General features: G+C 45.2%; 25 protein-coding genes and 1 pseudogene. 11 read left to right on the forward strand and 15 right to left on the reverse strand.

What is annotated here, in order from left to right:
- Together U868_RS0117330 and U868_RS0117335 are read left to right on the forward strand one after the other, a co-directional pair.
- On the forward strand, nt 1-801 hold an 801-nt coding region (locus tag U868_RS0117330; RefSeq protein WP_025154400.1), incomplete at its 5' end, for a host specificity factor TipJ family phage tail protein.
- A gap of 61 nt (nt 802-862) precedes the next feature.
- Nucleotides 863-2,548 carry a hypothetical protein gene (locus tag U868_RS0117335; protein ID WP_025154401.1) on the forward strand — a complete coding sequence of 562 codons (1,686 nt, stop codon included), beginning with the start codon at nt 863-865 and terminating at the stop codon, nt 2,546-2,548.
- 42 nt (nt 2,549-2,590) lie between these two features.
- Here U868_RS0117335 and U868_RS0117340 read toward each other — a convergent pair whose 3' ends face one another.
- Complete coding sequence (locus tag U868_RS0117340; protein ID WP_025154402.1) at nt 2,591-3,679, reverse strand: acyltransferase family protein; 1,089 nt, start codon at nt 3,677-3,679, stop codon at nt 2,591-2,593.
- A 97-nt stretch (nt 3,680-3,776) separates the two neighbouring features.
- A pseudogene (locus tag U868_RS24660) lies at nt 3,777-3,965 on the reverse strand (DNA polymerase III subunit theta); the annotation flags it as partial.
- Between the two features lie 54 nt (nt 3,966-4,019).
- On the opposite strand from U868_RS24660, the gene U868_RS0117345 reads away from it, so the two are divergent.
- Entirely contained in the window at nt 4,020-5,981 is a 1,962-nt protein-coding gene (locus U868_RS0117345; protein WP_025154403.1) for an acyltransferase family protein, read from the forward strand.
- Between the two features lie 555 nt (nt 5,982-6,536).
- Complete coding sequence (locus U868_RS24165; RefSeq protein WP_162817254.1) at nt 6,537-9,545, forward strand: putative adhesin; 3,009 nt, start codon at nt 6,537-6,539, stop codon at nt 9,543-9,545.
- Nucleotides 9,546-9,605: 60 nt separating this feature from the next.
- On the opposite strand, the gene U868_RS0117360 is transcribed toward U868_RS24165, so the two are convergent.
- Complete coding sequence (locus U868_RS0117360) at nt 9,606-10,763, reverse strand: glycosyltransferase family 4 protein (RefSeq protein WP_240182738.1); 1,158 nt, start codon at nt 10,761-10,763, stop codon at nt 9,606-9,608.
- Between the two features lie 547 nt (nt 10,764-11,310).
- Here U868_RS0117360 and U868_RS0117370 point away from each other — a divergent pair.
- The 3 genes from U868_RS0117370 (at nt 11,311) to U868_RS0117380 (ending at nt 12,909) form a co-directional block, all read left to right on the forward strand.
- Entirely contained in the window at nt 11,311-11,601 is a 291-nt protein-coding gene (locus U868_RS0117370; protein WP_025154406.1) for a hypothetical protein, read from the forward strand.
- Between the two features lie 261 nt (nt 11,602-11,862).
- A complete protein-coding gene (locus tag U868_RS0117375; protein WP_029991280.1) occupies nt 11,863-12,297 on the forward strand; it encodes a hypothetical protein in 435 nt (144 codons plus the stop codon).
- Between the two features lie 18 nt (nt 12,298-12,315).
- Entirely contained in the window at nt 12,316-12,909 is a 594-nt protein-coding gene (locus U868_RS0117380; protein WP_025154408.1) for a DUF1287 domain-containing protein, read from the forward strand.
- A gap of 29 nt (nt 12,910-12,938) precedes the next feature.
- Here the strand turns inward: U868_RS0117380 and osmB are convergent, their stop codons facing one another.
- Both osmB and U868_RS26015 read right to left on the reverse strand, forming a co-directional pair.
- The gene (gene osmB / locus U868_RS0117385) at nt 12,939-13,160 is read right to left on the reverse strand and encodes an osmotically-inducible lipoprotein OsmB (protein WP_025154409.1); all 222 of its coding nucleotides are present in this window, start codon (nt 13,158-13,160) and stop codon (nt 12,939-12,941) included.
- 110 nt (nt 13,161-13,270) lie between these two features.
- Complete coding sequence (locus U868_RS26015) at nt 13,271-13,627, reverse strand: hypothetical protein (protein WP_025154410.1); 357 nt, start codon at nt 13,625-13,627, stop codon at nt 13,271-13,273.
- Between the two features lie 464 nt (nt 13,628-14,091).
- Between U868_RS26015 and U868_RS0117395 the strand changes: the two genes are divergently transcribed.
- Nucleotides 14,092-14,370: a DUF6694 family lipoprotein gene (locus U868_RS0117395; protein ID WP_025154411.1), complete on the forward strand. Its 279-nt coding sequence runs from the start codon at nt 14,092-14,094 to the stop codon at nt 14,368-14,370.
- Nucleotides 14,371-14,420: 50 nt separating this feature from the next.
- Here the strand turns inward: U868_RS0117395 and U868_RS0117400 are convergent, their stop codons facing one another.
- The 3 genes from U868_RS0117400 to yddG form a co-directional block, all read right to left on the reverse strand.
- Nucleotides 14,421-14,621 (reverse strand): DNA polymerase III subunit theta, encoded by a 201-nt coding sequence (locus U868_RS0117400; RefSeq protein WP_029991284.1) that lies wholly within the window; start codon nt 14,619-14,621, stop codon nt 14,421-14,423.
- An 81-nt stretch (nt 14,622-14,702) separates the two neighbouring features.
- Complete coding sequence (locus U868_RS0117405; protein ID WP_025154412.1) at nt 14,703-15,833, reverse strand: glycosyltransferase family 9 protein; 1,131 nt, start codon at nt 15,831-15,833, stop codon at nt 14,703-14,705.
- An 81-nt stretch (nt 15,834-15,914) separates the two neighbouring features.
- Nucleotides 15,915-16,808 (reverse strand): aromatic amino acid DMT transporter YddG, encoded by an 894-nt coding sequence (gene yddG / locus U868_RS0117410; RefSeq protein ID WP_025154413.1) that lies wholly within the window; start codon nt 16,806-16,808, stop codon nt 15,915-15,917.
- A 101-nt stretch (nt 16,809-16,909) separates the two neighbouring features.
- Between yddG and U868_RS0117415 the strand changes: the two genes are divergently transcribed.
- Nucleotides 16,910-17,473 carry a DUF924 family protein gene (locus tag U868_RS0117415; RefSeq protein WP_430623537.1) on the forward strand — a complete coding sequence of 188 codons (564 nt, stop codon included), beginning with the start codon at nt 16,910-16,912 and terminating at the stop codon, nt 17,471-17,473.
- On the opposite strand, the gene U868_RS0117420 is transcribed toward U868_RS0117415, so the two are convergent.
- From U868_RS0117420 to U868_RS0117430, 3 genes are all read right to left on the reverse strand, one after another.
- Nucleotides 17,450-18,733 (reverse strand): mechanosensitive ion channel family protein, encoded by a 1,284-nt coding sequence (locus U868_RS0117420; RefSeq protein WP_025154415.1) that lies wholly within the window; start codon nt 18,731-18,733, stop codon nt 17,450-17,452. The two genes, U868_RS0117415 and U868_RS0117420, sit on opposite strands and share 24 nt — an antisense overlap.
- A gap of 199 nt (nt 18,734-18,932) precedes the next feature.
- On the reverse strand, nt 18,933-19,505 hold the full coding sequence (locus U868_RS0117425; RefSeq protein ID WP_025154416.1) for an HdeD family acid-resistance protein: 573 nt from the start codon (nt 19,503-19,505) through the stop codon (nt 18,933-18,935).
- A 143-nt stretch (nt 19,506-19,648) separates the two neighbouring features.
- Nucleotides 19,649-20,206, reverse strand: coding sequence for a helix-turn-helix domain-containing protein (locus U868_RS0117430; RefSeq protein ID WP_015422664.1), 558 nt, complete (start codon nt 20,204-20,206; stop codon nt 19,649-19,651).
- 106 nt (nt 20,207-20,312) lie between these two features.
- Here U868_RS0117430 and U868_RS0117435 point away from each other — a divergent pair, with 106 nt between their 5' ends.
- Together U868_RS0117435 and U868_RS0117440 are read left to right on the forward strand one after the other, a co-directional pair.
- Nucleotides 20,313-20,975 carry an AzlC family ABC transporter permease gene (locus U868_RS0117435; protein ID WP_025154417.1) on the forward strand — a complete coding sequence of 221 codons (663 nt, stop codon included), beginning with the start codon at nt 20,313-20,315 and terminating at the stop codon, nt 20,973-20,975.
- A complete protein-coding gene (locus U868_RS0117440) occupies nt 20,975-21,301 on the forward strand; it encodes an AzlD domain-containing protein (protein WP_025154418.1) in 327 nt (108 codons plus the stop codon). The genes U868_RS0117435 and U868_RS0117440 overlap by 1 nt, the downstream gene beginning before the upstream one ends.
- A 42-nt stretch (nt 21,302-21,343) precedes the next feature.
- Here the strand turns inward: U868_RS0117440 and U868_RS0117445 are convergent, their stop codons facing one another.
- The 4 genes from U868_RS0117445 to U868_RS0117460 all read right to left on the reverse strand — a co-directional run bounded on the left by U868_RS0117445 (nt 21,344) and on the right by U868_RS0117460 (nt 24,606).
- The gene (locus tag U868_RS0117445) at nt 21,344-21,916 is read right to left on the reverse strand and encodes a cysteine hydrolase (protein ID WP_025154419.1); all 573 of its coding nucleotides are present in this window, start codon (nt 21,914-21,916) and stop codon (nt 21,344-21,346) included.
- Nucleotides 21,917-21,951: 35 nt separating this feature from the next.
- The gene (locus U868_RS0117450; RefSeq protein WP_025154420.1) at nt 21,952-23,370 is read right to left on the reverse strand and encodes an ATP-binding protein; all 1,419 of its coding nucleotides are present in this window, start codon (nt 23,368-23,370) and stop codon (nt 21,952-21,954) included.
- Nucleotides 23,371-24,036: a response regulator gene (locus tag U868_RS0117455; protein ID WP_025154421.1), complete on the reverse strand. Its 666-nt coding sequence runs from the start codon at nt 24,034-24,036 to the stop codon at nt 23,371-23,373.
- Nucleotides 24,037-24,147: 111 nt separating this feature from the next.
- Nucleotides 24,148-24,606 carry a DUF6097 family protein gene (locus U868_RS0117460; protein WP_025154422.1) on the reverse strand — a complete coding sequence of 153 codons (459 nt, stop codon included), beginning with the start codon at nt 24,604-24,606 and terminating at the stop codon, nt 24,148-24,150.
- Between the last annotated feature and the right edge of the window lie 112 nt (nt 24,607-24,718).

Raw genomic sequence — 24,718 nt, forward strand, 5'->3', positions numbered from 1 at the left:
GAGACAATCTGCAACGTGGCGCGGGTGACGGCATTCTTTGATAACGGCGTGCTGACATTTTCCCGTGAGGAAGAGCGGAGATATCCGGCGGCGGTGTTTAACCGGTCAAACATCACCGGTAATAACTTCCGTATCTCATACGATATGTCATTGCCGGGCGGGAATGACGGCGTTGAGGTTGAATACGTTAACCCGCGTACCAACAAAAAAACCTATCTGAAGTACCGTATCGAAAACGGAGCAGTGGTGAAGGGGGCAGCAAAAAGCCCGAACAAAATCACCCTGCACGGATGCCGGAACGAGTATCAGGCCATTGACCGCGCACTGCTGGAAATGGATCGCCTGGTCAGCCAGCGGACAAGTATCAGTCTGCAAACACTGGCAGACGGTGACTATGTATACCCAGGCGATATGGTACTGGTGGCAGACAGCTACGACAGTAATCAGCAGGGCGGACACATCACCGGCAGAAACGGCAATGTGTTCAGCACCAGTGAGCGTATTGAATTTTCCGGTGACATGGTGGTGAGCATTACTGATCACCTCGGAAACTCATCCGGAGAGTATCTGGTACAGGCACGGACTGATACGGATAAAGGCTTTATTGCTGATATCCCTGATATTCAGCTCAATATCTATGACGGCCATAATGTTCAGTCACCGTCCAGGTACATCATATCAACCGTCACTGAAATGGATGCTATGCGCTGGGTAGTATCTGACAAGAAACCGGACGCAGACGGCACATTCTCTATCACCGCAAGCGAGTATTTCGCACCGAAAGCAGACTATAACGTCTGACATAGCACTCAAACCAACAAGCCAGCCTCAGAGCTGGCTTTTTTATTGGAAGAAAAGGCACATGGCTACTATCCCTACTCAAAATGCAGTACCGAGTGAAGCACCGCGCGATCTGGAATTTAACTCAGGCAAAATTGACGAGTTCGTGACATCTCTGGAACACGAATACAAGGACCGGTTTGGTCGCTGTCATATGACTATCGAAGGCATGCGCTGGATATTCGAGCAACTCATGGAGCGATTCAAGGTTGATATTGACCAGGCGATCATTGCTGCCGGTTATATCCCGATGGACAGCTTCCAGCAGGGTGCAGAGATAACAAAACGCAATGAAATTCTGCGTGATGAAACTACCGGTGAATATTACCGCTGGGATGGTGATTTGCCAAAGACGGTTCAGGCCGGGTCAACGCCTGAGTCTGCTGGCGGTGTTGGCATGGGGGCGTGGATTGGTGTTGGTGATGCGGCATTAAGGTCTGATTTGATAAGCGGTGACGGTAGTTTGGTTGGCGTTGGTGGTGATACCTTAAAGTCATTTTTTGATAGGGAAGATTGGCGGCGCTTTAACAGTGTTCGCGGGTATGGTGTATCAGGTGATGATTTAATGCCAATCAACGACCATATATCAACGGCAGATAACCCTGTCCTGTTTACTGTTCCGGCTGGGGCATTTACGGGAAACTTCACATGGAAATCAGGGTTCGGACTAATCGGATCAGGTAGCCAATCAACTATAGTTAATGTCCCGTCTGGCGAATCAGGCATTGTGATGTCATCTCAGATCGTTCGTGGTGGCGAAATATCAAAAATGACCATTGCCACAGAATCGCCAACAGCCGGACGTGGTATTGATGGTAATAGCAAATCAGGAATGATTAATTGTAGATTATCCGATTTATATATTAACAAATTTGATATTGGGTATAAGTCTGGAAGTAGTGATTTCTCATGTACATGGGATAACGTCAGGGTAAATGAGTGTAGAATTGGATTTGACCTCACAGGAGCGGGAGGGTTAATTCAGCATGTTTTTAATAATTGCTATTCTTCAGCTTCAAAAGAATTAGGGTTGAATATTGCTGGCGTTAAGGGAGTTGTTTTTAATAATTATAACTCAGGTTCAACTGGAGGGAGGCATGTGCTTATTGGTCTTGCATCCAAGGGAGTTATTTTCAATTGTCCTAATTTTGAACAAGATTCTGGGTATTTAGGCGTAAATCAATCTGCGATAACAATAGTTTCAAGTTCCGATGTCACTCTTAATTATCCAGTCTTTGCTTCCCCTGTCGGCGAAAGTGGGAGTTCTAATACTTATCTCATTAGAATTCAGGATACAGCAACTGTATATATTAATAACCCATCAATAATAGGGGAAGGGAGTAATATAAGGCATCTTTATGTTGCTGGCGATGCAACAGTATATCTTAATGATCCACGCGGGGCGTTTACTAAAATAGATGTGTTTGGCAATGGAAGAGTCATTAGAACTGATAAAATCAAAAACACCCCTGACTATATTGACATCATAAATGTTAAAACAGGGGACCTGGTTCAAATAGGATTCTCTGCAAAATATATTATTGGCACTCCTGATTTTCATCGATTCTCTGTACCAAATCCGTTTAAATATGCTGTGTATTTTGATACGTTCGGAAGCCAAACAGCCGCCGCCAGAGTAGTAGATGTTACAACTGGCAGTATAGTGCAATCTATAACTGTTGATGTATTAATACAAGCATGGAGATAGATATAAAATGAAAGTGGCCGATAATTAGCATCGGCCACTTTTTTATCTCACCATTCTATTTTGCCTGTATCTATCAATAGGCTTTATAACGATATGGACAATTGCAATTGCTGCTAAGATACTTACAAAGGTTATTATTTCAGCTTTGTACGCAGATAGGTTGTAACTATCTATGTACTCTGAAAGTGTTGCTCTTACCAAAAAATGAATAAGGTATATTGGATAAGATAGCTCTCCGATATATCTGTCAATCGATGATTTTTTTGTTAAATTAAATATAAATGGAATGGATATAAATGAAGCTATCATTAGATATATGTAACTATAATCTGACACATACATTCTGTACTCAATTATCATGCCGATTATTGTTACAAATAGCATTAAAGATATTAACTTTACTAAAGGTGTGTAATTTTTCTTAATGGCGCAGTTGATTTTGTATGATAGTGACCCTATCAAAAAATAGGCAATTTCAGACGGGAAAAATCTATATGTCCACGGGTCCCATGATAACCCCATTTCATTAATAATAAAAAAATACTTAAATAACAAACCACCTATAATCATTGATGTAATAAAAATAGCACTACGCCTAACTAGCATCGGAGCTATAACATAAAACATTAGCTCAATTGATATACTCCAAGCCTGCGGGATTAGTAAAAATGTAAATAATGGCGGATTAGTATTCCTAAAGTTACTAACAAACTCAATTGTTCCTGATGGAATGTTAACACCAAGGAACATAACAATATCTTGACCAAAAATAATGATGTTAGAGAGGAACAGTATTATCGTTGCCGGTATTGGCATCGATTGTATATTTGAGATATATGGCTGCAAATACAAAGCATGGCTAGTGTATTTAAAATAAACTAATGATATGACTATTGTTAGCAATAGTACAAAAAAGTATGATGGGTATATTTTTAAAAATCTATTTGTAATGAAAAGTTTGTACGAACCGCTGCCAGTATATTTTTCATTCAAAATTAGAGACATGTAAAATCCCGATATTATGAAAAAAATTTCAACAGCTATCGGCCCTCCAATAAAACCATTTCCCATAAAAAACTGAGTGTGTCCGACCACTACACAAACAGCCAGCAAAAACCTCAAGACACCCATCAAGCCACCCTTAAAAAATATCTATAATTATCCGTAGATAAAAAACCGGCTGAGTTTACCATTCCTGTAAAGATAGATCAGCATGAACATGACGTGATTACTCCTTCTCATACTCAAACCCGCGCGGAAACCTTTTCCCGCTCTCCCTGTAGTGCTCCAGTCTCTCTCTGAAGTACGGGCGCAAGTGCTCGGGCTGCTGGTTTTCTGTTTCGTACAGATCATACGGCAGTCCGAGTCTTTCTTTGTACGCGATACCGGATGCGGCTAAATCTTTTTGAGATGGTTGACGATTATTGTTTGATGGAGATAATAACTACTTTAGCTCATGATGCAGACAGTGATGAATCAAAATATAAATTACAGGCCAGAACTCGACGGGCTAAGAGCCATAGCTGTATTGGCTGTTTTATCCTACCACGCAAAAATTTCAATCTTAGGAAATGCCTTGACTCCAGGTGGGTTTCTTGGTGTCGATATTTTCTTCGTTTTATCTGGATATTTAATTTCATCAATTATCGTTAAATCTACAAATTCTGGTGATTTTTCATTTTTCGATTTTTATATTAAACGAATAAAAAGAATAATTCCTGCATTATCACTTGTATTGCTTGTGTCTTCATTTGTTGCATACAAAATACTTCTCCCTGATAGTTTTTTATCTTTTGGTAAATCAATGTTTGCAACATTGTTTTTTATATCAAATGTATTTTTTTATCATGAAGACTCATATGTTTCTGAAGCAAGTGATATGAAACCATTGTTACACACATGGAGTCTTTCGGTAGAGTGGCAGTTTTACTTACTATTTCCGGTTGTATTGCTTTTTATTATACGTATTTTAAAGAGCAAAAGCTTATACATTATTATTGCTTTGTGGCTTATTTCATTTGCAATATCAGTTTTTCAGGCTAAGCATGATGCTGATGCTGCATTTTTTTTATTACCATCTAGGTCATGGGAGTTACTTTCTGGAACAGTTGTAGCATTAATTAATAGACGTGAGAATAATTCCATAGCTATGGTTGGTCTGGTGCTGATTATATTATCGATTTTTCTGATGAACGATAATATGGAACATCCATCATGGCTAACGTTGTTCCCAGTCATCGGTACCTGTGCAATTATACTTTGCTCTGGCGAGAAAAGTATAATTAGAAAGATACTGTCAATGAAATCAATTGTTTTTATTGGAATGGTTTCATATTCTTTATATTTATGGCATCAACCTATATTTGTTTTTTTCAGGATAGTATATGGAGAAGTTACAAATGTAATCGGATTGTTTTTGATAATCTTGGCATTTATTATCGCGACAGCATCATATTATTTACTAGAAAAACCTCTTAGAGTTAGTAAATATAATTGGGTAAAAAAAAGCTATATTGTTTTTTCATTATTATCTATCCTTTTGTTTTGTTTATATATAAATAAGAAGAATGGTGATTTATCCAGATTGCCATTGAAAGTTCAGGATATTTATTACAATTACGATGAACTTGAATTTAGGCGCCTGAAAGGTAACCTGGGTGCTAATTTAAGAAGTGGTGTGGTTAGTGACTCCTGTTATCTGCGTGACCCATATCAAGCATGTACTTCGGGAGACGCTTCGTGGGTAACAATAGGCGATAGTTACGCTGGGACATTAGACTATTATCTTAATAATAAATTAAATAGCCAGGGACGTGGATTATTATCTCTCACTTATGAACAATGTCCGTTCGTTAATGATATTTGGTTTGGAAATGTCCCTGAATGTACTGAAGTCAATAAAAGACGGTGGGATATAATAAATGGGTTCAAGGATAAGAAAACTATTGTTTTAGCTGCAAATTATTCAGCTTTCATTAATGGAAAGAAAAAGACAATAAATCCAATTGAAGATGGTAAAAATAATATAAATTATGGTGATAAAGTTAACGCTGATTTAGTATGGAAATCATTTTCTGATAATGTGAATAAATTATCTGATATGGGGCATGATGTTATTATTATTTATCCTATTCCATCAGTTAGTGGTGATGTTAAAAAAATATATTTTTCAATGTTAAATGGCTCTAAGATAAACGCGGATAGTACAATTTATGATAAAAGTAGAGAAGGATGGTTAATTGCTAATGAGTTGAGTGATACTTTAGATAGATTAATTAAAAAAAATAATAATATAAAAATAATAAGACCTGTAGATGCATTTTGTGATGAAAAAGGATGTTTGATAATTAATAGTGATGGTGGATTATATAATGGTGGTAGTCACCTTTCACATTATGGGGTCAAATTTTTGTTCAGCAAATATAATATGTAAGTTTAATTTTATATATCATAGAGAATAAAAAAACAGTTATGCATGTTGGTTTCGGAGTGGTGGGTGATGATGGGAGTATAGCAGGGGGATTGTGGTGGGACGAATTTGGGACACAAATGGTTTTCTATGTGTTTTATACCTTTTCAATCTTTTTAATTGTTGGGACGTGAAAGCGTAATTTAATGCGGTATCTAATTGATTAAACAACAAAACTACTGACTTGTAATCAGTAGGTCACCAGTTCGACTCCGGTAGCCGGCACCATATAAAGACCCGTTAACTCTCAACCAGTTAGCGGGTTTTTTCTTTTGTATATGATGCATAACCAGACGGCTTTTATTAGTGCACATGCCCTATTAGTGCCATGAATCCCCATGGCATCACGATTAATCTCAGCGTTACCCTTGTCCATTTCTTCTTTTGCCTGATTATCACAGGCAACATGTACTTTCAGCACGATATTTTTTATAAAAATGCCCCGTAATGGGGCAATTCATTGATAGCAATACCGCCGGGATATGCGAGTGTATCATTTTCACATGCAGGAGCGTTTATATGCCGGTATCAGCGTCGCAGCACAGAGTGTCAACCGGAACTTATCAGAATAAACTTCACAATAATTTCAGGCTAAACTCCGCAACAAAAACTCAGGGCATAAACCCGGACTGCCCCGGTATCCCGGATGAAATACACCACTTAGGACACCGCATTGACAGAGTCGTCAATTTTCACGGAGAACTGAGCGGACCATCGGACCAGACCACATCTGCGCGACAAGGCGCAATTGCACCGCTGTTAATGCTGTTAAGCCAGGTAAGATTTGATGATATTTTGCCCGCAGCAACCACTAATATGTCTGTATTTACCTCAGAGAGAAGTGTGTTCCCTTCAGTTTCCCGGGATACCGGATTCACTGCTATGCTAAATCCGGTTATGAATGCACTGCATGAAACCGGTCATTTTATCGCCCGGTATGATCCATTGCGATTTCCGCCGGCGGATGCATCACCCGTGCCACAGGCCGGTACAGAACCGGCAGTAACGCCGGCTATCACACGGGATTTGAAAAGCGACAGTTATATTATTACAGGTGAGCAGAAGAAGAATGAACTGATTTCCGGCGTGGTGCAGTATCTGGTATCTGACGGGCAGCTGACTGCTGATGAAGGTAATAACGCTGAACTGTGGCTGCGGGCGGAAGCTGCCGGTATGCCAATGGTTGCCGCCCGTCTGGATAATGACGGTCCGGGTGCAAACCGAACGAAGCGGGCACTGATGCCGGAGCTGGATCCCCGAACCGGAGAACATATAAAAGAACACTGCGCTTTTGAAGAAGAATTGCTGGATGCACAGGGTGAAAACCAGGGGAAATTGCTTTTATTCGAGGCCCAGAGAGCCGAAAACCCATTCCGTATGATTTATGATAATAATCCGGATGGCCGGCCTTCTCCGGAGGAACGGGGAGCCGCGGATGGCCTTAACATAGCGGCTGACATTCTTACACTGGGGATTAAGCCTTTAATCGGGAAAATTATCGCGCATGCCAAGCGACGAAAATACTATCAAAATCAGGGGGATAATATATGTGCTGAACGATTCAGAAGGTTGATTAAAGCGGAAGTGTTAACCTCACTTGATGATGGTGGTTTGTCGTATCAAACTGCATCACGTACAGCCTCCCGGCGTATAAAGCCCATGGAACTCCTTCATATTTCACCGGCACAGGACAGAGCCGCGTTTTACACCAGAAATCCGCATACCGGCATCAAAAATGAAATTCTGCTGAAGCTGAAAGGCGCGGTAAATGATAATGGACGGGAGGTTTATCTCAAACCGACTGAAAAACCGAATGAATTTTTTACGTATCACCCTGATGCGGTAAAACCGGAACGGCTGGAAAGAAGAGTTATTGTTGATGAAAGTAACCTTTCATGGCGTTATGCCGATAGTTTTGATTCATCAAAACTCAATGTTGAAATCAGTGAGGGAAAACGGCAAATAAGGCTGCATGGTGCTAATTTTGATCTTCATCAGAATGGTGCCGGTAAATATGAAATTGTTGTGAATAAAGTCTCAGGGATAAAAGAATTTATCCCGGTTTATATGGAGCCCTTATCACGAACATGGCATCTCAGTACGCATAATGAACACGCTGTCTTCAGTAATCAGCAGATTGATATTATAAAGGAAATAAAAGTAAGTAAAAAAGATGGATTCTATTATACACCAATGGGAAATAATAATCCGGACTACTATGGAAGTGGTAATATATATTCACAGGAAAAGATAGGTGAATCAGGTCATTATTCCTGGGGACAATATGTTGAAATGAACGGTGAACTGGTTCCGGTTAAAACAGTCGTAACACCAAAACATGGCATCCATTATGAAGTTTATGACCTGAAGTTTCCTGAAAAAAATGGCTATCTGATTGAATGGGATGGTAATCGCTGGTTATTTGAGCGAAAAACCTCTGTTCATGTATCTAAAGAGTTAGAAGATCTCATCTTACCAGAAATGATTTCTGACAACGTGAATGCAGGCAAGCTTTCTGCGCCTGACCATCAGGGATTAAGATATGATACTGATGGAAATAGATTTATTAAAGTCGATGATCACTTTGTGAATATTCATAAATGTGAACATCGTTACTGCATTAAAGATAGAAATAATGATAATATATTTGTTGATTTTAAAAAAAATGAATTTATTTTACATAAAAATAAAGTTACAGATAGATTCGATGCTACAAAAGTAGCGAGCATAGATATATCCGGGCTGGGTGTTCACGCTATTCCTGAATATAAAAATATTTACGTTACAGATAATGGCAGTTTTTATATAAAGTTAAATAATGAATACTATCCGATTGAATTTGCGGGTAAGGATAGAAGGGTGGTTCTTATTGGCTCACCAAATGAAATCCGTTTCGCTTGTATATACAAACCAGAAGACGGCAGCTTAAAAAATATCGGTGAAAGCCTTAATCAGTCCATATTAATGTATAATAAAGATATTGACGTATATATCAGTTCAGATATGTCATCAGAAAAAACATACGTTATGAAATTTGATAAAATAAAAAATGATCTGGTTAATATCCCTGTTCATTCAGTAAATAAACTAAATAAACAATTATATAAAGTAGAGTTTAAAAACTTTAGTCTGTATATTCCTCAAAAGACGTCACATGATGTATACCTTGCAGCACACGCCGGGAGAAATATTAATTTTTCCGGCAGAATACCTGATAACCTGAAATTGAAATTTTATACCGAAAAAGGAAAGGTTCTTCATGGTCATGTTGATGATTTACAAGATTTAGTGAATGGAAAGTTTAATGAGGTGGAAATTAAAAAAGGCGGTGAGAGCATTGAGTCTTATGCTATAAGTTTTGATCATGAATCGCAAATTAATTACGCTAACTTAGCAATGGAATCAAAAAAAAGTATCATAAAAGTTAAAGAGAACGGGGAGGTAATGTTGGAACAATTACTCCGTGATATATCTGCAGTGTTTGCTGAAGACAAAACAATCCATCTGTATATGTGCCGATCGTTTTAAAGCATCTGCTGTATGGCGAGGATTATTGCTCAGGATACTATCCTGAGCAATATATCATTATTAAAGTTCGTTTCTGATTATGGTATGTGTGTCTGAAACAAATTTATCGACGGAATGATAGGTTTTGATATATTCCACTGCCTCAACCGATAATTTCTTCCGGTTTTCTTCACCGGTGATCAGTTTATCAATAGCATCAACAAATAAATCAACTTTATCAAATCCATCACCAAGCACTTCACCGACATCAATGCCGAATTTAGAGGTTAATTCGTCCGGGTTACGGTTGCTGACCAGTAACGTTCCGAATGATAACGCTTCGAGGAAGGAAACCGGCAATGCTTCATGAATCGAGGTATTTACAAGGATTTTTGCCTCACGAAGGTATTTATTTTTCTCTTCACCTTCGACATGACCCGTAAAGTGCAGGTTTGGAATATTTTCATATTCCTTCATAATCTCGTGATTTTTATCATCATCACGGAATATTTTACCTAAAACAAAGAAGTTGTACTGCGGCATATTTTTTGCTATTTCACAGAACATCCATCCGCGTTTTACAGATGCAATACGGCCTAAAAAAACGATATTATCCTTTTTATGAAAGGTCGTGACATCAAAATTATAATCAATATCAATAGGGTTTGGCAAAAAAGTAATATCAACATCCGAATCCAGATGGTACAGGTCAATGGCTTTTTGATTCAGACATCTTGCCTGTGTAACAAATTTAACCCTGTCTTGTTTATACCAATCATGAACAAGATCATAAATCCGCTGATTGTAATATGACGTTTCAGAAATAAGCTTAACGGTGAAAATTTCATCCCATTCATACATCGGGCGGGGATCCTGTATCCACAAAATCAGTTTTTTATTCGGATCAGGTTCATTTTTTATCACGTGTTCGTATGTCAGTTCCACACTGAAATACAGGTCATAATTTTTTTTCTTTAACCATTGTTTTGCAAACCAATTTCGTCGCGGTAATTTATATAAATTAACCGCGTCCGCAGTATAATTTTCTGCAAAAAAATGGCTTTTACCTTTGCCCAGTAAAATGTCAAACTCAAATTCTTCATTCGGAAGATATTTCGCCATGTAGTATCTGGCCAGGTACCCATAACCACCAAACCGGGTATTCAATGCCCCGAAAAATTCGTCAACAATCAATCCAACTTTTATTTTTTTCACGGCCATGGTGGTGATCTCCGCCATTTAACGCTTTTCTGAAAGACAGTCTGAAACTGCGTTGTTTTGTGTAAAACTATCGTAACACCATACTATTCCTATGCTATTTATTTGGATGGAAAGCATAATTTTTTTCATTATATTGCGGGAAAAGGGAGAAATACATTGAAATATGCGGTGTTACAATCCTCTCTGTTGTCAGACAATCAGTGTTCGGCATAAGCGTTTGTAATATAATAATATTATTGCTTTTGTTAACACCAGTCTGACCTGGTGCCGACGTGTAACGGGATCATAAGAACCCTGAACGGCGGGATTCAGCCAACAGTCGGATGTGGACAATGGATTGCGGTAAAGGCAGCCTGACCGGCAGTATTATTCCGGATACAGACAGCGTCATTTTTACCTTTTTTAATTATCAGATGCGTAACCGGTGAATTTCGCTGCCGGTGAAAATATTATGCCGGAGAAACAGGGTGTAATCTTTCTCTCAGGCCGAAGGTGCGGGGGCAATCATGCGGGTAAAACGCTATAATCGGTGTCCGGTATATTGCAGATAAGGGTAATCTTTTTTATGACTGACAACGACGATATGCGGGAATATTCAGAATTTGATTCTGAAGCTATTGCGCAGTGTAATCAAATCAGGGATATGCTGATGGCTGCACTGGAAAGGCGAAATAAAGAGATGCAGCGTCTGCGGATAAAAACACTGCAAATTCAGCGGGAGTTTCCCGGCGATCTGAAAAAACTCCAGGCGCATATGCGGGAAATGAAAGATTCCAATAATGAAGTGATGGCGCTGGTCAGAGAATACAATGTCTGGGCGGAACGGGCCGGGCAGGATAAGCTGGTGCTGGAATAGTGCCGGTAATTTTCTGATATGACAGCGCAGAGCCCGGCAGGTGTTTTACCCGGATATTTTACCCCGCTGCCGGGGGTTGACAGGGTATTGACTGTTATATTCCTGCAGCGCATGACGGTGTGTTTTTTTGCCTTCTTTTTGTTTTTTCTTCTTATTTTTTTTCCGGCACTGAAACCCGTTGCTGCTGAGGTAAGGTGCAGTAATCTTTCCGGGAAATATTATCTTTTATCCGGCATTACACTGCGGAATTTTTACCGGGAAATGTATTCCGCTGATACAACGGAACGGAAAGCATTACTGCAGCAAACACCTGATGAGCTGATACTGCAATATGCTGTAAACCGGCTGGCATTGTTTGACTGTACTATGGAAAAAGATCCTTCCGGGCTGCGTTGTTTCAGTTTTATTTATCCGGCAGAGCCGGATACCGGAACCCTAATTAATATTTCTCCCCTGAAAAAAGCGGCGCCGGGTTTATCTCCGGCAGAAACTGACGCAATATATCTCAGTATCTTTCTCCGGTTGCGCTATACCTATGGTGGTTTGCTTGATGAAGAAGAGGCGGAAACGCTGGAAAAAGATGCCATTCTGGCCTGCGAAATAAAAGCAGCGCTGTACCAGAGTATATTACAGCTCAGTCCGCAGGATGCTGCCGGGGTATTACGTTATATCTGGGGTAACAACGGGATTTTCTGAGTCATTGCGGAGGAAAGAATGCGCAACACGATTACCGCAGTATGCACTGCTTTGCTGTTTACTGTGATAATACCTGCCGGTTACAGCGCGGAATCCCTGAGTCAGGCTGCTCAGCAGCTTGACAGGCTGGTATTGTATGATCCGTCCTATGAAAAAATTGCCTATCCCGGCGGCGATGTTTCTCCCCTGAAAGGGGTATGTTCGGATGTGGTGATCCGCAGTTACCGGAAAATGGGTATCGATCTGCAAAAAGAGGTTCACGAAGATATCAAAACGGCGTTTTCCCGTTATCCGGGCCGTAAATTATGGGGACAAACCCAGCCGGATACCAATATTGATCACCGCCGGGTGCCTAACCTGATGGTTTTTTTCAGCCGGAAAGGGGAAACCAAACCGGTCACACGCAATGCAACGGATTATGTACCCGGTGATATTGTGACCTGGCAGCTGGATAACGGCCGTCCGCACATTGGCATTGTGACTGATAAAACAGCAGAACGCAGCGGGAATCCGCTGATCATGCATAATATCGGCGGCGGACAGGTGAGTGAGGATGTGTTGTTCAGCTGGAAAATCACCGGGCATTACCGGTATAAAGCAGGCAAGGAATGAAAGAGCCGGCGGTATGCCGGCTCCGGAAATTATTTTTTACCCACCTGGTGGCCGATGAGTCCGCCGATTGCCGCACCGCCGACTGTTCCCAGCGCACTGCCGTCAGTCAGGACAGCACCACCGACAGCACCTACACCCGCGCCGATAGCCGTATTCCGGTCACGCTTTGACATATTGGCGCAACCGGCCACAGCGAACAGCAGAACGGCAGACAAAGTCACTGTGCTGACTCTCTTAATATTCATTTTCATCTTGTAAACTCCTGAACAATAGGCGTGTTACAACATAGTCCTGTTCGGGAACCGCCTGTATCAGAATAATCGGGAAATACGTAACAATCCCGGTATACCATCTCAGATTTTTATACTGTCAGTGTTTTAAAAGAAAGATGGCAATATAAAATTCCGTAAGTGGAATTTATCGCATTGCTGAGATGTTCAATCCGGTCATTATGCGCCTTGATTTCGGCTTCTTCCGCAACAACAGCATCAGCGACAGAAACAGCGGCGAAAGGATGTGTCGGCAGCAATGCAATCTGCGCATTATCTTTCAGCAGATACCACGGGGATGGGGCACCGGCAGGCAGTATTTCATGTTTGCGCAACCGCCAGCCACCCAGCATCTGCTTGTCAGTCAGCTCTTTTAACAGCGGCAACAGCACATCTTCCGTATCGCACTGGATGTGCGCTGTAATGATATGTTCTGTATATGATGACATTGGTTACCTCCGTAAATCAGAAGATACTCTTTTATAGTAACCGGTTCATGTGTAAAAAACAGAGAATAAATAACAGTCAATTCCTAATTTTGTTATTTTATGACGGATATCAGAATAATGTACAGACGGATAATTATCACCAGCCTGCGGTATCAGTCATAACCGGAATGTAATCATTAATTGCCCGGACAGCGGATAATATTCAGTGCCGGCAGAATAAATCCGCCCGGCTGCCAGCCGTTTTTTACGGTTGCCTGACCGGTATCCGGAAGGAATTCTGATACTGAAGGCTGATAAACGTTTACTTAACGATTTCTGTAATGAAACCCATCAGAATGACAGAACTTCCCCGGATTGAGGATATGAGCACAGGGGCTAATAAACGGTGAACTCCGCCGGTAATAAACATGGTTTTATCTGTCCGGCAATGTAAAATACCGCAGATATTATTAACGAGGTGGAAAATGAAAAAATTACTGGCAGTTATCGCCCTCTCTTTTGCACTCACCGCTTGCGGTGATGCAACACTGGATATGTCTTCTCAGCAAACAGCGCAGGAATCCATTGCTAAAATGGAAAAAGATCTGAGTCCGGAACAATCCCGTGAACTGAAAGGCGCTATTACGAAAATCAGCTTCCAGGTCGCATTTGCCAGCGGTGGTGATGAAGACAAAATGATGGCGGGACTGAAAGAAAAATTACAGGGTAAAACAGCAAAAGAAATTATTGAGATGGCGAAATAACCCTCTTCAGCCTGCCGGTTTATCTGCTGCCGGCAGGCGCTGTTTTATGGTTAACTGTTTCTGGCTGCATCACGGTGGAATTTAAGACGTTCCCGGAACCACGGGCGTAAATGCGCCGGACGCTGTTGCTCGACTTCTCTGTCAATCTTCGGCAGTTTCATTTTATCCCGCATGACCAGACCTTTTGTCAGGGTCTCTATTTCGTCCTCTTCTTCCTGTGTCATACGCGGTTTTTTCATACTCTCTGACATAAATCCTCCTTTTTCTGCCAGTCTACTGTATTTTACCGCCGGGCGTGAGAACGTATTTTTACCCGGGATTATTCCGGCTGCTTATTCTGCTGATACCGGCAGTATGCCCCGTGCTGACAATGACTCAACCGTTGCTTCGATGACGGTATCCACAGAAATGGATGACATTTCATGCTCTCCCTCATTTTGTAATAATTTTGAGGCGAAACCGGAAATAACCTTATGCAGTTCATAATTCTGATAAGGGCCGGTAAATTGCGGATAGGTACTGACATGCATGCTGATACTGGGGATTTTTAACGCAAATGCCAGGTGCATGGTTCCGGTATCATTCGTGACCAGCAGATCCAGGTTATTGATGGCCTGAGTTAATTCTTCGATAGTGGTTTTGCCGATCAGCGGTTCAATCCGGCTGTGAAATTCAGGTTCAAGCAGACTGAAAAACGCATCGGATAAATGAACTTCATTCGGTGCGCCGACCAGCACAATATTGAGTTCACGGTAACGGGTAAGTAAATAGCGTGTAAGTATCACAAAGTTTTCTACCGGCCAGCGACGTTCTTCACTGGATGCACCCATCTGAAAACCAACCCGTTTTACGGAGGACGGTACTTTTGTCACATCACACGGAACATGCATCTCAACACTTTGTTCAGTAAAGCGGCAGCCGAGCGGTGCAATCAGGTCAAGGCGGGCCTGTACTGAATGGCGGTGACCATGACCGCTGAAATTGGTCAGCCAGGGTTCAATAAGCGAACACGGATTTGCCGGATGATTACAACGGAAAACAAACGGTGCCCCGGTCATGATGGCACTCAGGTAATCATACGGGTTATGTGAATGCATTATCAGCACCAGATCCGGCGTTCCGTGCGCTTTCAAATCTCTGACCAGTTTAGTCACTGTATTGACTTTACTGTTCCAGCAGACGACGTCATCCCAGTCTTTACCGATGCCGGTACGAATATAGGCCGCCATTTTATTGCCGGAAACAACGGTAATTCTGGCTTCAGGAAACCGTTTTCTGACTTCATGGATAGCCGGGGTATTCATCAGAAAATCCCCGAGCGCGGTTGTCGAATAAATGACAATATTGCGGAAGTCGATCGTCTCAAGCTGCTTAAAAGCCGTGACGGAGTGTGAAAAATCACGGCGGCGGGTATAAAGCTGTAAAAATAAATTAACCAGTTTATGTTTAAATTTTTTGGACATCGTATTTCCTGACAGGCAACCAATAATAGCATAGTGTTAATTTAGCATATTCCGCCGGAAATCTGCCGGTTCATTTTTGTGTTATTTCCGGCGGGTGGCGAGCCAGCATAATAAGGAACCGCCGGTGACCATCAGCACGCCCTGCCAGAATGAAAAGGAGAGAGCGGTGCTGAGTAATAATGCGGAAAACGCGGTGGAAAGTACCGGGGTAAAATAAGAGAGTGTGCCTATCAGGGCGACATTACCGCGCAGAACCGCAACGGTCCAGAGTGCATTAGCCGCACAGGACAGGGCGGCGGCGGCGATCAGAAAACCAACGGTCGAAACGGAAAATTCAGCGGGTAGTGTGATGCCGTCAAAGGCGGTCACCACCCATAACATTACGGCGGTGATGATAAAAAACAGGGTAATTCCGTTATTACCGTCCGCCAGCCTGCGTGATAAATTACTGTAGAAGGCCCAGATCACCGCACCGGCAAACGCGAGGCCGTAACTCAGCGGGTTAAGTGCAACGTTCGCTGCGACAGAGCTGAATGATAATCCGTTCTCACCGCCGATCACCCGGCTGATACCGAGTATTGCCAGCACCAGACCGGCTATCAGCGGTAAACGCAGACGCTGTCCGCCCATGAGTACAGCCAGCCCGACGGTCAGGGAAGGCCAAAGATAGTTCACCATACCCAGTTCAATTGCCTGCTGACGGTTCTGCGAAAAACCGAGCGCCAGAATAAAGCAGATCTCATAACTGACAAACAACAGCGTGCCCCAGATAAGATAGCGGCGCGGCCAGCGGCGGATGGCCGGAAATCCGGTCACCAGCAGTAACATCACTGACCCGAGGGTGTATATCAGTGCCGCACCGAAAGCGGGCCCGAAATCCTCACTGACCCGTTTGATTAATCCGACAATGGTGCTCCAGAACAGAATGGCCAGAACGCCGTAAAATGTGGCGGTGTGTGCGGACAGTTTTCCCATGAATATCGGCCTGTGATAAATAATTGACAATATATGCGTTAAACTAATAATGGTTTCCCAGCATACCGTGATATGACCGCCGGGCAAAGGGAGAGATCCTCATGGCCGGACTGATAAGGAGCCTGACGATGGAAGCACAACAGATTCTGGATTTCTGGTTTAATGAAGCCACACCGGAACAATGGTTTAAGAAAGACACACAATTTGATGACCTGATCCGCCGCCGTTTTCTTAAGGTATGGGAACAGGCAGCCGCCGGAGAGTGTTTCAGCTGGCGGGCCCGCATAGGTGGTCGTCTGGCGGAGATCCTCGTGCTGGATCAGTTTTCCCGTAACCTCTGGCGCGATGACGCACGGTCGTTTGCACAGGATCCGATGGCACTGGTACTGGCGCAGGAAGCGGTGAAAACACCGGATTATCTGCAGCTGCCTCCGGTGCAGCGCAAATTTGTGCTGATGCCGTATATGCATTCGGAATCTGCACTGATCCATCAGCAGGCAGAATTATTGTTTAAAGGGCTTGATGAGAGCACAGAGGATTTTGAGCGGCGGCACAAAGCGATCATTGACCGCTTCGGCCGCTACCCGCACCGCAATGAGATTCTGGGGCGGAATTCCACCCCGGAAGAGGCGGAATTTCTGTTACAACCCGGTTCGGCGTTCTGATTCACACTCACGGGCTAAATGGGCGGCAATACCGCGCATATCAAAGCCCGTTGGTGTCTGATGCACCCGCAGCCAGAATTGCGGCAGGATCGCGAACAGATGATCAAAAATATCGGACTGGATTTGCTCATAGCTTATCCACGCCGTCACATTGGTGAAGGCGTAGATTTCCACCGGCAGCCCGTCCGGTGTCGGTGCCAGCTGGCGCACCATGGTGGTCATTTTTTTGTGAATATGCGGACTGGCTTTAATGTACGCCTCCGCATAGGCACGGAATGTCCCGATATTTGTCAGCCGGCGCTGGTTGAGCAGCGTGTCATCCGGCTCCTGCGCATTGTATTCTGCGATTTCCTGTAATTTGGTATCGATATAACCGGCAATCAGGTTTGATTTACGCAGCCGGCTGATTTCCTCATCCGTCAGAAAACGGATGCTGGTGGTATCCAGATTCATGCTGCGTTTGATACGCCGTCCGCCGGATGCCGTCATTCCCCGCCAGTTTTTAAAGGAGTCGGAAATCAGGGCGTAAGTCGGAATGGTGGTGATGGTGTTATCCCAGTTCTGTACTTTGACCGTGGTCAGCCCGATATCCGTTACTGCACCGTCCGCGCCGTATTTCGGCATCTCCAGCCAGTCCCCGACATTAAGCATGTCATTGACCGACAACTGAATACCGGCCACGAGCCCCATGATCGGGTCTTTAAAGACCAGCATCAGGACGGCGGTCATGGCACCGAGTCCGCTCAGCAAAATCAGCGGGGATTTTCCGATCAGCAGTGAAATTATCAGAATGCTGAAAAGTACCGCGATAATCAGTTTCAGGCTCTGCATGACACCGCGCAGCGGAAGCCGGCTCAGCGACGGCGTATGGCGGGAGAGATTCAGAAGAATGTCCATCACTGAAAACAACAGCAGCATGCCGAACAGCAGGCACCAGGCCTGTGCGCCGGTGGTGAGAATTTCCTGTGCGGCAGAGCCGCGCCCCAGCCAGACCAGTGCCTGAATATTAAAGACAATACCCTGAATCAGAAACGCAAAGCGGTTAAAGAGTTTGGTGCGGGTGATTAATGCCCCCCACGGACGCTGAGCGCCGCCGGTACGGCGTTCAATATACGGCAGCAGGCCTTTGTGCAGGACAAGATGCAGAATAACAGCGATAGCCAGAATCAGAACAATCACGCCGGTAATGGCTGCCCATGAGGCGTAGTCATTACTGAGTTCAAATTGTTGTTGCAGCCATAGTCGCAGTTGTTGCTCCATAAAAAATATCTCCTGTGACGTGGTTTTACAGACTCCTTCGTGAGCAGCAAAATGTTAAAAAAATAGGATCACATTGAATACTGTACCATTTTTCAGGCACGGGTACTGAAAGGGTATGTAAAGTTGCGATAAAAGCGGAAAAAAAGGAAAAAAGGGGGATGTGGCGCGGCAAATTATTTGCCCGCGCCACGGGATGCGGTTAATTATTCTTTTTCAGGACAGAGGCGGCGGCGATCAGCCCGAAAGAACTGAACAGCAGTTCAATACCGACCAGCGTCGCTATCAGGGTGACAGACACAATCGGGCCGTTACCGACCAGCAGATAAGCGATAAACAGATCGAGCAGGCCGATAATAATGTTCAGCCAGCCGCGGGCCTGAGACATCTGACGCAGACCTGAGCCCAGGCGAAGGATCCCGCCGGCAATAAACAGGATAGCGAGCAGAATAGCGAGACTGAGCATCCCGGTGAGCGGCTCGGTCAGGAAAACATAGCCGAGAAGGAGATAGGCCACCGCAACCAGAACGGAAAACAGCTTACTGCCGCCGCTGTAAAGCCGGCTGCTGAGTGTCACAAACAACATGGAGAGCCCGTTGATCACGAGCAGTCCCCCGATGATATAGCTGAGTGTGACGCCGGAGATCAGCGGGTTCATCAGACAGGCCACACCACCGGCCAGCAGAAGAATGGCGACGATCCACAAATAGCCCCGTTGTTTTTTCAGGGCACCGGCTGTCATATGAGTTAAATTCTGACGGTTAAAATCAAGCATGGTTTTTCCTTAGTAAGCCCGTTGTACCGGTATCAGTGCTGGCAGAGCAGTCTGATACCGGATGCGGAATATACCCGAAATGATAAACTCCGCTTTACATTATTTGCGATAAGTAAGTATTTGTGAATAGCAAATACGTAAAATCAGTGCTCAATAATCATGACCGCCGTGGTATCGGGCTCCAGCGCTTTGAAAATATGCGGGACATCGCCGGGGTAGGAAATATAGTCACCGGGCAGGAGTGTGGCGGGCTCATCAAGGGTACCGACAACGGCGCTGCCGGTCATCAGCAGGATATGTTCAGTGACTTGTGCCATATGCGGCTCGGAAACGCGGTCTTTGCCGGGCTGTGCGGTGATGGTGTAGAGGTCACGCCGGTTAACCGCAGAGGCGGAGGAGAGCAGAAAGGCGTGATAATAGGCATTCTCGGCACTGACCTGAATACCTTCCCCGCGCCGCAGCACGGTTACCCGGCTTTTCGGGGTTTCAAACAGACTGGCAAACGGGATGTTCAGTGCCACGCAGAGTGACCACAATGTTTCGATTCCGGGATTTCCCTGTGCTGACTCCAGCTGCGACAGTGTGGATTTGGCAATACCGGCACTGCGTGCGACATCAGCGATAGAACGCCCCTGACGCTGACGCTCTTCAGTCAGCCTGACAGCCATAATCTGCAGGGGCGGGGTGATAGGTGAATCCATAAAATACACTCTCTGCTGGTTAACGGAAATAACCCGGAATTAACACTTGCGTAATTTAAACCGTTCGACATAATGAACGTATCGTTCAATTTATAAGTCTATCGCAATGAAACTCGCTATTCCACTCGATAATGCCATGATCCGCAATATTTTGCTGGTTTGTGTGGCGGATTTAATTGTCGGCGTTTCCTACGGAGCGCTGGCGCATGCCAACGGTTTTCCGCTCTGGGTCCCGCTGACACTGTCCCTGGTTGTACTGGCCGGGGCGTCAGAGTTTCTGTTTATCGGCGTTGTGGCGGCCGGCGGCAGTCCGGTGTCTGCGGCGCTGGCCGGGTTGCTGGTCAATGCCCGTCATGTGCCGTTCAGCCTTGCGGTGCATGACCTTGCCGGTAAAGGCCCGAAAAAGCTGCTGGGCTTCCATATTCTTAATGATGAGAGTGTGGTGTTCGGTCTGGCAGAAAAACAAAAAGACAAACAGAAAGCCGCCTTCTGGCTGTGCGGGCTGGGGATTTTTCTGTGCTGGCCGCTGGGGACGATTATCGGCGAGTTTCTCGGCACCTTTATTGTCGATACCAAAGTGCTGGGGCTGGATGCCATGTTCCCGGCGATTATTCTGGCATTGTGTCTGCCTGCACTGCGTGAGGTGAAAACACGCCGCGCCGCACTGACGGGGGCGGTCATTGCCCTGGCCGCCACGCCATTTTTACCGCCGGGGATCCCGGTACTGTTATCGCTGCTGGGGCTGGTGGTCAGCCTGAGGAGAGCATAATGCCGGATACATTATCTGTTCTGACGGGGATCGCACTGCTGGCGGTCGGTACGTATGCCATGCGGGCATCCGGAGCGCTGCTCAGCGGACGTTTCTCGGTGTCATCACACGTTAAAAATCTGCTTTCCACGGGGGCGATTGTCATTCTGTTTGCTGTAGCGGTAACGATGACGATTTTCAGCGGGCAGGAATTATCAGACTGGCCGAAAATGGCCGGAGTGGCGGTTGCGGGAATACTGACGTGGTATAAAAAGCCGTTCCTGGTGATTGTGCTGGCTGCCGCGATTGTGACTGCGCTGCTGCGTTATCTGTTGTCGCTGTGGTAAACAGAGAGATCCGCGCAGCATCACTGCGCGGATAATGACACGTTATTGTGCCAGCCAGGCAGCGGATGTGGTGATAGCTGCCATCGGGCGGAGCATCTCCAGGCTTATCTGATGCAGTTCCGCTGTCGGGGCGGCACACAAATCCTCTGCCACTGAGACATAAAACCCGCTGTCGTGGGCATAACGCGCGGTGCTCTGAATTGCCATTACCGTACTGACGCCAGCCAGAACAAGGTGTTCGATTCCGGCTTTACGCAGCCAGATCAGCAAATCATTTCCCGCAAAGGCACTGACGCCTTTTTTCACAAAACAGATATCCTCTTTCTGCACATCAGTACCGTCTGCCCAGTCACAACCGCTGCCGCTCAGTTTCAGGGCGCCAATCTCTTTTGCCCGCTGAAACATCGGTGATCCGGCAGGGATATCATGCCAGTCATCCGCAAACCCGACCCGCACCCACACTACAGGGATCGCCCGCTGCCGTGCCTGACGGGCGGTTTCCCGTGTGGCTGTGATCAGGTCACGGGCGGCGGTCTGCTCATGGCAGGCGTTGGACAGCCCGTGTTTCCCGGTAATGTCATTAATAAGGTCGATAATAATCAGAGCCTGTTTCATCTGTCCCTCCTGTTCCGGCTTTTTTCAGCATAGCCTTATGTATCAGAACTGTCATGGGAAGCAGCCGGTAATTCACGGTTTTTTACCGGAATGTGGATCACAAACCCGATACCGCGCTGCTGCAGTCCTTCCGTTACTGAAAGATAGCCGCCAATTTTTTCCGCCAGGTTCTGTGCAATGGCAAGACCGAGACCGCTGCCGTTTTCACTGCAGCCCGGCACCCGGAAAAAGCGTGAAAACAGGCGGTGACGGTACTGTTCACTGATACCGTTGCCGTTATCGCGGATAATAATCTGCACTTCCTCCGGATTGCCGGTGTCCAGCGAAACTTCCGCCTGACTGTCCGGCGGGCAGTATTTCACCGCATTATTCAGAATATTGTTGATAATGGAGAACAGCGCCTGTTTATCACTGACAACAATGCAGCTGTCCGGGCCGTCGAAAGAAAACTCAATATTTTTGCGCAGGGCGTAGGGCACCAGCATAGCAATGGCGTGGCTCAGCGCCTGTGTCAGGTCGATCTCTTCCATTTTCAGCGGATAATCTTCCGTTTCCAGCCGGGCGAGATCAATCAGCTGCCGCGACAGCGATACCGCGCGATCCAGACTGATTTCCATATCTGCGGTAATTTCGTTGCGCTCTGCCGGATCATCAATCTGTTTGAGCAGATGAATCTGAGCCAGCACGGCAGCAATCGGGGTGCGCAGCTCATGGGCGGCATCTGCCATAAACTGTTTTTCCCTCAGATTGGCGGCATCCACCCGCTGCATCAGCTGGTTGATGGCATGCAGCACCGGACGCATTTCATTGTACTGATACTTCATGCTGATAGGTGTCAGGTTGCCGGGGTTACGGGTGGCGATACTGCGGGTGGTTTCACGCAGCGGACGCAGGCTGAGATAGGTGGTGATAATCGTTGACGAGAGCATCGTGCCGAGAATAAACAGCAGCGGGACGGCGGTGCCGGTTGCCGGGTCGCCGATCAGCATATGGCGGTCAGTACCGGATTCCCCGATAACTGCCGTGCGCTGCATATCGGGATCGGTATTATAAGCAAGATACCAGGTTTCACCGTTCTCGCTAAAACGCTCGATGCCGTCCGGTTTCAGCGGAATATGAACATCCGGCTTATTACTGTACAACACTTCACCGGTTGTGCTGTGCAGAATCGCGACCAGCGGATCATAATTCTCCTCTTCCAGCCCGCTTTTCATTGCATTGGCATACATACTTTCCAGGGCGCGGGCAATTTGCGGGAAGGTGGCAGAATCTGTGGGGGTTTCCCGCAGGGTATCAGACACACCACGGGCAATCACCATTTGCTGGGCATTAAAATCCTCACTTAAACCGGGCAGGTAAGCGTATTTCAGCCAGGCAATCCAGACCCCCCACAGGAGGAGCATCGAGAAGGTCTGCAGGAGAACGGTATAAACAAAGAATGAGCGGATTCTCACTTATTCGCTGTCCTTTTTCAGCAGATAGCCGATCCCGCGGACGGTAATCACTTTTTCTTTGCCGATTTTGCGGCGCAGATTATGGATATGCACCTCCAGGGAATTACTTTCGATTTTATCGTCCAGCCCGAATAATCGTTGTTCCAGCTCATGTTTACGCACCACATTGCCGGTATTCCGCATTAATTCGTATAACAGCTGATATTCTTTGCCGGAGAGCAGTAATAACTCGTCGTTCAGTGTCACCTGATGGTTCATCGGGTTCAGGGTGATATTATCCACTTTCCATAATTGCGAGGAAAAACCGGCAATACGCCGGGAAACCGCTTTAACCCGGGAGATTAATTCCGGCAGTTCAACCGGTTTGGAAATAAAATCGTCCGCCCCTGAATCGAGGGAATTCACCAGATGATCGCGCTGATTGCGGGCTGTCATAATAATAATAGGGATTTGTTCCCCGTTGTTACGCCACTCCACCAGAGAGTCAAAACCATCGCCGTCCGGTAATCCCAGATCCAGCAGCATCAGGTCAAAATGCTGTTCTGTCAGCCGTTTACGGGCATCGGCCAGTAAACGCAGCCAGCACACCCGGAAACCGGCCAGTTCCAGTCCCCGGCACAGCGCTTTGCCTAATTGTAAATCGTCTTCGACTAATAGAATTTGCACGTTTTTTCTCTCTCTGTAAAAGCGGATTGCAGTATAGCATTGACGATTACTGTGACAACGCAGGCAAATTAGTGTGGCAACGGGGCTTAATCTACCCTTAATTAATCCCGGTTACTGTGATATCCGGTTTATAAAATCATCAATCAGATGTCCGGCATATTTTTCGGTCTGTCTTTGCAGAAAATAAAAATAAAAAATGGTACCGAACAACACGGCAGCATAAATAAACACGGCCCAGATATAAGTCAGGCTGTAATCCAGCAGGGCCAGTGAGAAATAGCTGATATCAATATTCAGTGACAGGGTATCAGCAATCTTCTGTGAGAACAGCAGCAGAGAAAAAAGTAATACCGGCAGGGCGAGTAACCCGGTCAGGATATTGACCTTTTTGCGGCGTGCCGCGAGGGCGGGATAATGTTCATCGTGCATATAGGCGGCGATATCGGTGAGCTGATCATCCAGATCGTCACGGCAGGCTACCGGTGCGTCCTGTTTTTCTATTTGCTGATGCAAAAGGCGTAAGAGCTGGCTGTTATCGATGCTTTTTGCAAAAGCGGTAATAATTCCCATGCGGAACTCCTGAAAGTCTGTGTCGGCGGCTATTATTTAACAATTTTACAGCCCGGTCATGCTGATTTATTAACATTAACTGAATTAAATCATAATCTGCGTTCTGCGGTAC

It is taken from the genome of Morganella morganii H1r (assembly GCF_000633515.1).
GTDB lineage: Bacteria > Pseudomonadota > Gammaproteobacteria > Enterobacterales > Enterobacteriaceae > Morganella > Morganella morganii_B.